General features: G+C 40.7%; 10 protein-coding genes. 9 read left to right on the top strand and 1 reads right to left on the bottom strand.

What is annotated here, in order from left to right; genetic code table 11:
• The first annotated feature begins 181 nt into the window (after positions 1 to 181).
• Genes CYP84_RS05035 through tsaD form a run of 5 tightly spaced genes read left to right on the top strand, consistent with a single transcriptional unit; the run spans position 182 to position 5,525 of the window.
• Positions 182 to 913 carry a phosphatidate cytidylyltransferase gene (locus CYP84_RS05035; RefSeq protein ID WP_009294260.1) on the top strand — a complete coding sequence of 244 codons (732 nt, stop codon included), beginning with the start codon at positions 182 to 184 and terminating at the stop codon, positions 911 to 913.
• The gene (gene dxr, locus CYP84_RS05040) at positions 895 to 2,004 is read left to right on the top strand and encodes a 1-deoxy-D-xylulose-5-phosphate reductoisomerase (RefSeq protein ID WP_103636871.1); all 1,110 of its coding nucleotides are present in this window, start codon (positions 895 to 897) and stop codon (positions 2,002 to 2,004) included. The genes CYP84_RS05035 and dxr overlap by 19 nt, the downstream gene beginning before the upstream one ends.
• Positions 1,991 to 3,226 carry a uracil-xanthine permease family protein gene (locus CYP84_RS05045; RefSeq protein WP_103636872.1) on the top strand — a complete coding sequence of 412 codons (1,236 nt, stop codon included), beginning with the start codon at positions 1,991 to 1,993 and terminating at the stop codon, positions 3,224 to 3,226. Before dxr ends, CYP84_RS05045 begins: the two co-directional genes overlap by 14 nt.
• Positions 3,226 to 4,524 carry a M99 family carboxypeptidase catalytic domain-containing protein gene (locus CYP84_RS05050; protein WP_103636873.1) on the top strand — a complete coding sequence of 433 codons (1,299 nt, stop codon included), beginning with the start codon at positions 3,226 to 3,228 and terminating at the stop codon, positions 4,522 to 4,524. The genes CYP84_RS05045 and CYP84_RS05050 overlap by 1 nt, the downstream gene beginning before the upstream one ends.
• Complete coding sequence (gene tsaD / locus CYP84_RS05055) at positions 4,521 to 5,525, top strand: tRNA (adenosine(37)-N6)-threonylcarbamoyltransferase complex transferase subunit TsaD (RefSeq protein ID WP_103636874.1); 1,005 nt, start codon at positions 4,521 to 4,523, stop codon at positions 5,523 to 5,525. Before CYP84_RS05050 ends, tsaD begins: the two co-directional genes overlap by 4 nt.
• Positions 5,526 to 5,574: 49 nt before the next feature.
• Here tsaD and putP read toward each other — a convergent pair whose 3' ends face one another.
• A complete protein-coding gene (gene putP / locus CYP84_RS05060) occupies positions 5,575 to 7,062 on the bottom strand; it encodes a sodium/proline symporter PutP (RefSeq protein ID WP_021092063.1) in 1,488 nt (495 codons plus the stop codon).
• 148 nt (positions 7,063 to 7,210) lie between these two features.
• Here putP and CYP84_RS05065 point away from each other — a divergent pair, with 148 nt between their 5' ends.
• From CYP84_RS05065 to CYP84_RS05080, 4 genes are all read left to right on the top strand, one after another.
• A complete protein-coding gene (locus CYP84_RS05065) occupies positions 7,211 to 7,921 on the top strand; it encodes an amino acid ABC transporter permease (RefSeq protein WP_012140157.1) in 711 nt (236 codons plus the stop codon).
• Positions 7,914 to 8,642: an amino acid ABC transporter ATP-binding protein gene (locus CYP84_RS05070; RefSeq protein WP_103636875.1), complete on the top strand. Its 729-nt coding sequence runs from the start codon at positions 7,914 to 7,916 to the stop codon at positions 8,640 to 8,642. Before CYP84_RS05065 ends, CYP84_RS05070 begins: the two co-directional genes overlap by 8 nt.
• Before the next feature lie 11 nt (positions 8,643 to 8,653).
• Positions 8,654 to 9,424 (top strand): basic amino acid ABC transporter substrate-binding protein, encoded by a 771-nt coding sequence (locus CYP84_RS05075; protein ID WP_103636876.1) that lies wholly within the window; start codon positions 8,654 to 8,656, stop codon positions 9,422 to 9,424.
• A 128-nt stretch (positions 9,425 to 9,552) separates the two neighbouring features.
• A partial coding sequence (locus CYP84_RS05080) for a cache domain-containing protein (protein ID WP_180996386.1) occupies positions 9,553 to 10,770 on the top strand: 1,218 nt, incomplete at its 3' end.

Consider the following 10,770-nt stretch of genomic DNA (forward strand, 5'->3'; position numbering starts at 1 on the left):
TTTCTAGATATAAGAATAAACAATCTTTTGTTTTCATCGCATAAATTTTTTGCGTAGCCACCCAAATAAATCTAAAATTTACCAACTCAAAACACTTTTTAAACCAAATTTCACTCTTATAAACGCCGTCTAAATTTTAAGTGTTATAATTACGGCAAAATAACGATTTTAAGGAGAGTGTATGTCTTCACGCATTATCACTGGCGTTTTGATGTTTGTTGCTATTTTGGTAGTTTTTTTTATAGATAATTATATTTTAAATTTTATTTTGCTTGGCGCTGTGCTTTACTTTGCCTTTAATGAGTCGCTCAAGCTTTATGGCATCGATCACAAACAGCTAGTTTATGCAGCGCTCGCATTTTACGTGCTTACATATTTTACAAATCCGATCTTCATAGCGATCCTAGCTATCATGCTGGTAGCATCTATCCTTGCACACATAAAAAGCGAAAATTTAAAGCTAGTCGCCCCTTTTGTCTATCCGACAACTCCTATTTTTATGATGTGGATGCTCTACTCAGAGTATGGCATGGGCTATCTTGCGTGGCTTATCTTAAGCGTCGTTGCAAGCGATAGTGGCGCATTTTTCGTTGGCAAAGCCTTTGGCAAGCACCCGTTTAGCCCAAGCTCACCAAACAAGACTATCGAGGGCGCAGTTGGCGGCGTGGTAGTAGGCACCATAGTTGGCTGCGTCGTTGGAAATTTCGTAACAGATGGATTTTTTCAAATTCTATTTTCAAGCTTTTTAGTCTGCGTCTTTGCGGTCTGGGGAGATCTCTTTGAGAGCTATCTAAAAAGACTTTGCGGCGTCAAAGACAGCGGCACGCTTTTCCCAGGTCACGGCGGCATGCTTGATAGGATAGATGGCTATTTATTTGGCGTTGTTGCGCTACTTTGGTCGCTATCGTGGTAATACTTGGCTCAACTGGCTCGATCGGCAAAAATACTCTAGCGCTCTGCGAAAAATTTGACATTAGCGTCGAGGCGCTAAGCTGCGCTAAAAATGTTGATCTTCTAAACGAGCAAATTTTAAAATTTAAGCCAAAATTTGTCTGTGTGGGCGACGAAAAGCTAGTTAAAAATGTAAAAAACATTGAGGCCAAAAATATCTTTTTTGGCGAGGCTGGACTGCTAGAAATGCTTGAAATTTCAAGCTCAAAAAAGGTGATAAACGCCCTTGTTGGCTTTGCTGGCCTTGCTCCTAGCCTAAAGACACAAGCGCTTGGCAAAAGGCTGGCACTTGCAAACAAAGAGAGCCTTGTAGTTGGTGGCAAGTTTTTAAAAACAAGAGAAATTTTGCCCATTGACAGCGAGCATTTTGGGCTTAAATTTCTACTAGAAAATAAAACAACTCCAAGCAAGCTCATCATCACAGCAAGTGGCGGGGCATTTTATAAAAAACCGATCAAATTTCTAAAAGACGCCACGCCAAGTGATGCGCTAAAACACCCAAACTGGGATATGGGTGCAAAGATAACGATTGATAGCGCGACGATGACAAACAAGCTTTTTGAGGTGATGGAGGCCTACTGGCTTTACGGTATAAAAGATATCGAGGCCGTGATAGAGCCAACTTCAGCCATCCACGCTGTAGTCGAGTTCGTAGACGGCTCAAGCACGATGCATCTTTCACGCACAGATATGAAGCTAGCCATTTCGCATGCTATCTTTGAAAAAGTTGAGCAAAATATCGTCTCGCACGCAAATTTACTTGATCTAAAAAATATCAAATTTCAGAGGATCAGCCTTAAAAAATACCCAGTCTTTTCTCTAAAAGATGAAGTCTTAGCTAGTCCTGATCTAGGTGTCGTCATAAACGCAGCCAACGAGGTTGGAGTGTTTAGCTTTTTAGAGAAAAAATGCTCATTTTTGGATATCTCAAGGCTTATTTTGGGCTTGGCTAAGAAATTTAAGGATATAAAAATTTCAAACGTAGATGAAATTTATGAAGTTGATAAAGAGGTTAGAGAATACGCAAAAAGGATGCTAAATGCAAAGGTATGAGGGGTATAAATTTGATATTAAGCAAAGCTTGATCGGTGTGCAGTTTTTATTTGTCGCCTTTGGTGCGCTCGTGCTCGTGCCTATCCTTACGGGTCTTGATGCGAACGTCGCGCTCTTTACAGCTGGCCTTGGCACGCTGCTTTTTCAGCTAATAACTAGAAAAAACGTCCCGCCGATCTTTCTAGCAAGCTCATTTGCCTTCATCGCTCCGCTTCAGTACGGCATCGAAAAATGGGGCATACCAGTGACTATGGGTGGCGTTATATTTGCTGGATTTTTCTACGTAGTGCTAAGTCTTGTAGTTCGCTTTGGCGGCGAGAAAATTTTGCATAAAATTTTGCCTCCAGTTGTCGTTGGTCCAGTTATCATGACCATAGGCCTTATACTCGCTCCAAATGCCGTCAAAATGGCCACTTCAGCCACTGAGGTCTATACGCAAAACGAGGCGATGATAGTTGCAGCGACCTCGCTTATCGCCACTATCCTTGTTATGATGCTAGGACGGGGGATGTTTAGGCTCATACCGATCTTACTTGGCATCATCACCGGCTACATCGTGGCTTACTGCTTTGGCATGGTTGATTTTAGCGCCATTGCAAGCGCCCCTTGGTTTAGAGTGCCAAGCTTTAGCGCACCAAAATTTGAACTCGAAGCGATCATCTACATGATACCTATCGCCATCGCCCCAGCGATCGAGCACATCGGCGATATGCTCGCTATCTCAAACGTCACAAAAGAGGATTTTTTGAAAAATCCAGGGCTTAAAAATACCCTTTTAGGTGACGGCCTAGCCACCTCGCTAGCTGCTGCCTTTGGTGGTCCGCCAAACACCACCTACTCAGAGGTCACAGGCGCAGTTAGCCTTACAAAAGCGTATAATCCAGCGATCATGACCTTTGCGGCGATCACTGCTATCGTGCTAGCCTTCGTTGGCAAGCTTGGCGCGGTGCTCTCGACCATCCCAGCTCCAGTCATCGGCGGTATCATGCTGCTACTTTTTGGCATCATCGCAAGCGTTGGCATGGAGACACTTATAAAAAACAGAGTCGATCTTGCCGATCCTAGAAATATGATAATCGTAGCCCTCATCTTCATCTTTGCCATCGGCGGCATGGTGCTTGATCTTGGTGCGGTTAAATTTTCAGGTATCGGACTTGGCGCGGTTACTGGTATAGTTTTAAATTTGCTTTTACCAAAAACAAAGCATTACGAAGGATATTAATGCGTAAATTTAGACTTTTTTTAGCAGCTCTTGCGGCTGCAAGCCTTGCAAATGCAAGCGCACTGGACTATGCACTTATCAAAAAAGGTGAGCCAAGTAGCAATACTATGCTCTTAATCGGTGGCATACAAGGCGACGAGCCAGGCGGTTTTTTGGCGGCCTCTATCGTGGCGACTGACTACAACATCACAAAAGGCTCGCTTTGGGTCGTGCCAAATTTAAATTTCCCAAGTATCATCGAGCGAAGTCGCGGCACAAAGGGCGATATGAATAGAAAATTCGCCCACGTCGAAAAGGACGATCCAGACTACAACTCAGTAATGAAGATAAAAGACGTCATCACCGACAAAAACGTCACTCTCATCTTAAATTTACACGATGGCAGCGGATATTATAGAGATAAATTTATAAGCAAGGACGAAAATCCAGACAAATGGGGCAACACCTGCATAATCGATCAAAGCACATTGCCAGGCTCAAAGTACCCAGAGCTTGAAAGTATCGCTTCAAGCGTAAAAGATGTGCTAAATAAGCACCTTATAGATCCAAAACATCAGTATCACGTAAAAAATACGCACACAGCGATGGGCGATAAAGAGATGCTAAAAAGCCTCACCTACTACGCGATCACGCAAAACAAGTCTGCCTTTGCAAACGAAGCTAGCAAAAATTTAAACGCCGAGCAAAGGACATATTATCACCTAGTAGCGATTGAGGAGTATATGAAAAAGGCTGGCATTGGCTTTACTAGGCCATTTGAGCTTGATGTCAAAAGTGTAAAAAAAGCGATCGAAAAGGAGATCAGGCTTGAGCTATTTGACAGCTACTCTCTTAGCCTTAAAAATTTAAAGCCAGTGATAAGCTTCGTGCCATTTAAAAAGGGCGAGCTAAGCTACCACTCGCCAAATCCGCTAATCGCCGTCATAAAAGATAACGACACTTACAAAGTGCAGTATGGCAACCGCTCTGTCACAAGGCTAAAGCCGCAATACTTCGAGTTTGCAAAGCCACTTGATAAAATTTCTCTTTTGAGTGATGGCAACGAGCTTGTGCTAAAAAGTGGCGACAAATTTAGCGTTAAAAAGAGCTTTAAGATAAAAGCGCTCAAAAACGTTCGCGTAAATGTCATAGGGTATGGCACAAAAAGCGTTGATGAGAGCGAGCAGGACATCGATAAAAACAGCCTAAACAAAAGCTATAGCATAGATAAAGATGGCAAAATTTACCGAGTTGAGTTTTACAAAAGCGAAAATGGTAAAGAGAAATTTGCTGGCATGATACTAGCGGAGTTTAGATGATACTTGGTATAGAAAGTAGCTGTGATGACAGCTCTGTCGCGCTCATAGATGAAAGCACGCTAGAGCAAATTTATTATAAAAAGATCTCGCAAGAAGAGGAGCACGCTATCTTTGGTGGTGTGGTCCCAGAGCTTGCAGCGAGGCTTCATACAAAGGCGCTGCCAGCACTTTTAAATGACATCTTGCCAAATTTAAAAGATATAAACGCCATCGCTGTGACAAACGAGCCAGGGCTAAGCGTGAGTCTGATAGGAGGTGTGAGCATGGCAAAAGCGCTAAGCATCGCCCTAAATATCCCGCTAATCGCCGTAAATCACCTAGTTGGTCACATCTATTCGCTATTTTTAGATCGTGAAGCCACCTTCCCACTTGGCGTTTTGCTAGTTAGTGGCGGACATACGATGATACTTGAGATTAGCGAAAATGGCGAGATTTTAGAGCTTGCAAGCACAAGCGATGATAGCTTTGGTGAGAGCTTTGACAAGGTGGCAAAGATGCTTGATCTTGGCTATCCAGGAGGCGTCGTCGTGCAACAAAATGCACTTTTGTGTGAGGATAAAGATAGGTTTAAATTTACCGTCCCACTTCTTCACAACAAACGCCTTGAATACAGCTTTTCAGGGCTTAAAAACCAAGTCAGGGTTGAAATTTCAAAGCTTAAAACCATCACGCAAAAAGATATCGCAGATATTTGCTATGCCTTTGAAAATACAGCCTGCGAGCACATCTTAAACAAGCTTGAAAAGGTTTTTAAGCTAAGAAATTTCAAGCGCTTTGGCGTAGTTGGCGGAGCTAGTGCAAATTTAAATTTACGCAAAAGGCTTGAAGCGCTTTGTCAAGAAAATGGATGTGAGCTTTTACTAGCCCCACTTGAGTTTTGCTCTGATAATGCGCTGATGATAGCAAGGGCTGGGCGTGAGAAATACTTAAAAAAAGAGTTTATCTCGCATGATAAACTAACTATAAATCCAAGGGTTAGTTTTAAGAAAATTGAAATTTAAAATTAAAGTAAATTTTGATGGTGGCTAAAGCTAGCCACCTTGCTTAAATTTAAAGCCTTGTCTTCATCTTTTCAAATTCATCTTTTATCACTTGCTCATGTGGCTCGCTAGTCATTTTATTTATCGCGTCGCCCCAGATACTGACCATGATGATGGCTAGGCTTGAGGTTAAAATGCCTGGTAAAATTTCATAAACATAGGCATTTAACCCTGATGTTATCCAAAATATCACGGTCGCACCGCCAGCTATCATGCCAGCAAGCGCTCCAAGTGCGCTCATGCGTTTCCAGTAAAGGCTAAAAAGAAGCACCGGACCAAAGCTCGCGCCAAATCCAGCCCAAGCGTTGCCAACGACGTTTAAAACGTTATCTGTCGAGATAAAGGCAAGCACTGTGGCAATTATCGCTACAACCACAACTGCATAGCGGCTGATCGCTGTTTGCGTGCTTTGACTCACCTCTTTTTTATAAAATGCAAAGATAAAATCTTTTGTGACCGAGCTTGAAGTGACCAAAAGCTGGCTTGAGATGGTGCTCATGATCGCTGAAAGCACGGCTGAGATGATGATACCTATAAAAAATGGTGGGAAAAGTAGCTCACCAAGCTTTAAAAATACGGTCTCAGGATCGCTTAGTCCGCCTCTTTGACTAAAATAGACAAAGCCGATAAGTCCGCTCATAATTGCACCTAGTAGGCCGATCGTCATCCAGCCGATACCGATCCTTCTTGCCTTTGCAAGCTCTTTTGAGTCACGTATCGCCATAAATCTAACTATAATATGTGGCTGTCCAAAGTAGCCAAAGCCCCAAGCTAGAAGGCCCAAAATGCCCCAAAAAGTCTGATCTCTAAATGGATTTAGGTGATTTGCATCAAGTCTGCTTATCTCTTTTATCAAATTTGTATCGCTTGGCAGGTCTAAATTTAGATATGCCACGACTGGGATCGAGACTAGGACACAAAACATCAAAAGTCCCTGAAATGCGTCGGTTATGCTAACGGCTTTAAATCCACCAAAAAACGTGTAAAAGACTACGATAATGAGCGTAAAGACCGCTCCGTATGCAAATTTTAAACCAAAAAAGCTCTCAAAAGTCTTGCCACCAGCGATGATGCCACTACTTACGTAAAGCGTGAAAAATATCAAAATGATAAGGCCAGATATGATCCTTAAAATTTTAGTCCTATCTTTAAAGCGGTTTTCCAAAAAGTCTGGTATCGTGATGCTATCGCTCGCGACCTCAGTATAGACCCTAAGCCTTTTTGCTAGAAATAAGTAGTTGCAGTACGCTCCCACGATAAGACCAGCTATCATCCAGACATTTGCAACGCCAGTTGCGTATAAGGCCCCGGGCACGCCAAGTAGCATCCAACCACTCATATCAGAAGCGCCAGCGCTAAGTGCGGTGACGACTGGACCCATTTGACGGTTATCCAGTAGATACTCGTTCATACTTGCGTTTTTATCGTAGAAATATCGTCCGATAAAGAGCAAGAAACCAAAATAGATGGCGATGGCTAAATAAGACCCAAAGCTCATAAAATTCCTTTCAAATAAAATAAAACGCTTATGTTATTATAAAATCATTTAAATTTCAATGAGCGGGCTTATTCCTTAAAAAATTTTAAGCAAAATGATATAATTTTTTTCGTATCATTTGAGGCTACATTTTAAAGAAAGGACGAAGTTGAACGCTCAAAATTTAGCCAAATTTCTATTTTTTATAATAATTGTCTCACTTGGAACATACTTTTTCTATCCAAGAGATCTTAGTGAGGCACAAGAGATCGCATATATCAAAAGTTATGGAGTGACGCTAGGTCTTACGATAGGCGGTATCGCTATAGGTATCACACTTGGATTTATTTTAGCTTTTATTAAATTTTTAGATATCAAGGTTTTAAATTTCGTCATAGATGAGTATATCGACATCTTGCGTGGAACGCCTGTAATACTTCAACTTCTTATATTTTCAGTGGTGATTTTTGCCACTTGGAGCGACAACTTCTACGTCGCTGTGATCGCACTTGGACTAAATAGCTCAGCATACGTCGCTGAGATCGTAAGAAGCGGCATAAATAGCGTCGATAAAGGTCAGATGGAGGCAGCTAGGGCGATGGGGCTAAACTACTACGTTTCGATGCGTGAGATAGTCTTCCCACAAGCTACTAAAAATATCTTGCCAGCGCTTGCTAATGAATTTATATCGCTTTTTAAAGAGACCTCAGTCGTTGGCTACATAAGCGTCGTTGATATTACGATGCAAAGTAAGAGCCTTCAAGCGGTCTTTTACAGCCCAGAGCCAGTCATTTTTACGGGCATTGTATATTACGTGAGCGTTAAATTTTTCACCCTTTTGGTGAAACTACTTGAGAGGAGACTAAATCGCCATGATTGAGATTAAAAATTTAAACAAAAGCTATGGCGATTTGCGTGTTTTAAATGATATTAGCGTTGATATCAAAAAAGGCGAAGTCATAGCGATAATTGGTCCAAGTGGCGGTGGAAAAAGTACATTTTTGCGTTGTATAAACCGCCTTGAAGAGCCAGATAGTGGGCATATCAAGATAAATGGCGAAGATATCCTCAATAAAAAATCAGACATAAATAAAATTCGCCAAAAAGTAAGCATGGTGTTTCAGCACTTTAACCTTTTTGCAAATAAAAATGTCTTGCAAAATTTAACTCTAGCTCCGATAAAAGATGGGATCTTAGACAAAGAGAGTGCTGAGAAGAGGGCAGATGAGCTGCTAAAGAGCGTTGGGCTAAGCGATAAGAAATTTGCCTATCCGCACAAGCTCTCAGGCGGTCAAAAGCAGCGTATCGCGATCGCTAGAAGCCTAGCAATGGAGCCAGAGGTGATACTATTTGACGAACCAACAAGTGCGCTAGATCCTGAGATGATCGGCGAGGTGCTTGATATCATGAAAGATGTCGCGGCAAAGGGTATAACGATGCTTGTGGTGACCCACGAGATGGGCTTTGCAAGAAACGTGGCAAATAGAATTTTCTTTATGGACAAAGGCAAGATAGCAGTTGATGATACGCCAAAAAATGTCTTTACAAATCCGCAGCACGAGCGTCTGCGAGAGTTTTTAGGTAAAATTTTAAATCACTAATAAGGAGTAAAATGAAAAATTTATTAAAATTTCTAGCGTTAGGGTTAGTCCTGTTTTTTATAGGTTGTGGTGATGATAGTGGTAAAAAAACCGTTGCAAATGCGCCAGAAGCTAGCAAAGAGGTAGTTTATAAGGTGGGTTCAAGCGCTGATTACCCTCCATTTGAGTATCTTGATGATAAAAATCAAATCGTTGGCTTTGAGATCGATCTTTTAAATGAGATCACTAAAAAAACTGGGATCAAATTTGACGTTGCAAATATGAGTTTTGATGGGCTAATACCTGCTTTAAAAACAGGCAAGATCGATATCGCGATAAGCGGTATGAGCGCAACTGATGAGAGAAGAAAGTCTGTTGATTTTACTAAGCCATATTATTTTTCAGAGAATTTATTTATCCGCAAAAAAGGCTCAGATGTAAATAAAGAGAACCTTAAGGATAAGAAAATTTCAGCACAAGTTGGCACAATCCAAGAGGATGCAGCTAAAAAGATCACAACTCAGTCAATCCCAGCTGAAAACGTAGCAGCAGCTATAATGTCACTAAATGCCGGCAAGATCGATGTTGTGCTTACTGATAGCCCAATAGGTGTTGAGTTTTTAAAACAAAATCCAGACTTAGAGGAGTTTTTAAGACTTCCTGACGGCACAGAGGGCTTTGCGATGGCATTTGATAAGGGCAAACATACTGATCTTATCAAAAAGATAGATGCTGCGATCGAAGAGCTACAAAAGTCTGGTGAATTTGACAAAATGCTCGCTAAATACGACCTTAAAAAATAAATCCTAATATAAATTTGCAAGAGGCAAGATGCTTCTTGCAAAAAATCTCACAAATTTCTAATTTATAAAATTTAATATTATTTAAATATATTGTAATAAAATTGTCAATTTACTTTAAGGAGAATGCAATGAAGTCACTCAGGATGAGAACGGCACTTGTGCTAAGTGTCATGATCTTAGTTTGTGTTAGTGTGGTTGGTCTTGTGACCTATAACATGGCTAAAAATTTATATACCGACAGGGTAGAAAGTAAAGAATTCCCACTTGCGATCAATGAAGTTGGTTATAAAATAGAATCTTACATTGATAAGATAATCGACGCTTCTTATCAAATAACTCAAAATAGCTTTTTAATAGACTGGGTCAAAAATGGCGAGGATGAGCACGGCAGAAAGGTCTTGTTTGACTATTTTCAAACTCTTGCTAAAAATTTAAAGCTAGATACAATAATGTTTGGCTCAGATAGAACCCTAAACTACTATGTCGAAGATAAAATTTTAAAGGTCATTAACCCAGAAAATGACAAATGGTACTACGCCTTAAAAGATGGCAGCAGCCTAAGCCTAATCGACATCAACAAGGCCGAAGATGGCAGTGGCAAGATAATGATGTATATAAACTATAAAGTTCAAAAAGATGATAAATTTTATGGTATCGCAGCGACTGGCGTAAATTTAAGTGAGATAGTAAATTTTGTCCAGTCACAAAAGATAGGTCGTGGCGGTAAATTTCTACTGGTCGATGAAAAAGGCGACATCAAGATCGGTAAAGATGCAAGCGGCAATCTAAAAGATTTAGTTGGCGATGCAAACCTTAAAAAGCTAATCAACGAAAATGGCAGCTACATTTCGCTAGATAAAGATGGCAGAAATTTATTGATCGGCTCAAAATATATCAAAAGTATGGGCTGGTATCTTATCGGCGAGCTTGACAAAGATGAGCTTTTAGAGGATCTAAACTCACTTGCTTATGCATCTGTCGGAGTACTTGTAGTGGTGCTTATTTTAGGACTATTGCTTTCACTTTACCTATCTTCTTACCTCCTAAAAATCATCCTCAAACTAAAAACAGGCCTGCTATCTTTCTTTGATCTACTAAATCACAAGACAAACAAAGCCCAGCCTATAGAGATAACATCTAAAGATGAATTTGGTCAAATGGCAGAGCTAATAAACAAAAACACAAAGGCCATTGAAGATGGCATGAAAGATCAAAGTATCTTCATCCAAAAAGCCAACACCTTTGTAAATGAGATAAAAGATGGCAACTATGAAGCAAGCTTAGAAGCAGATACTAATAACCCAGCTCTAAATCAACTAAAAAGCACATTTAAAGATCTACAACTT

It is taken from the genome of Campylobacter concisus (assembly GCF_002912425.1).
GTDB classification, from domain to species: domain Bacteria; phylum Campylobacterota; class Campylobacteria; order Campylobacterales; family Campylobacteraceae; genus Campylobacter_A; species Campylobacter_A concisus_AH.

Coding starts and splice junctions, on each gene's coding strand:
- tsaD (WP_103636874.1), top strand. CDS start 4,521: ATGATACTTGGTATAGAAAGTAGCTGTGATGACAGCTCTGTCGCGCTC.
- putP (WP_021092063.1), bottom strand. CDS start 7,062: ATGAGCTTTGGGTCTTATTTAGCCATCGCCATCTATTTTGGTTTCTTG.
- CYP84_RS05035 (WP_009294260.1), top strand. CDS start 182: ATGTCTTCACGCATTATCACTGGCGTTTTGATGTTTGTTGCTATTTTG.
- CYP84_RS05050 (WP_103636873.1), top strand. CDS start 3,226: ATGCGTAAATTTAGACTTTTTTTAGCAGCTCTTGCGGCTGCAAGCCTT.
- CYP84_RS05045 (WP_103636872.1), top strand. CDS start 1,991: ATGCAAAGGTATGAGGGGTATAAATTTGATATTAAGCAAAGCTTGATC.
- CYP84_RS05070 (WP_103636875.1), top strand. CDS start 7,914: ATGATTGAGATTAAAAATTTAAACAAAAGCTATGGCGATTTGCGTGTT.
- CYP84_RS05075 (WP_103636876.1), top strand. CDS start 8,654: ATGAAAAATTTATTAAAATTTCTAGCGTTAGGGTTAGTCCTGTTTTTT.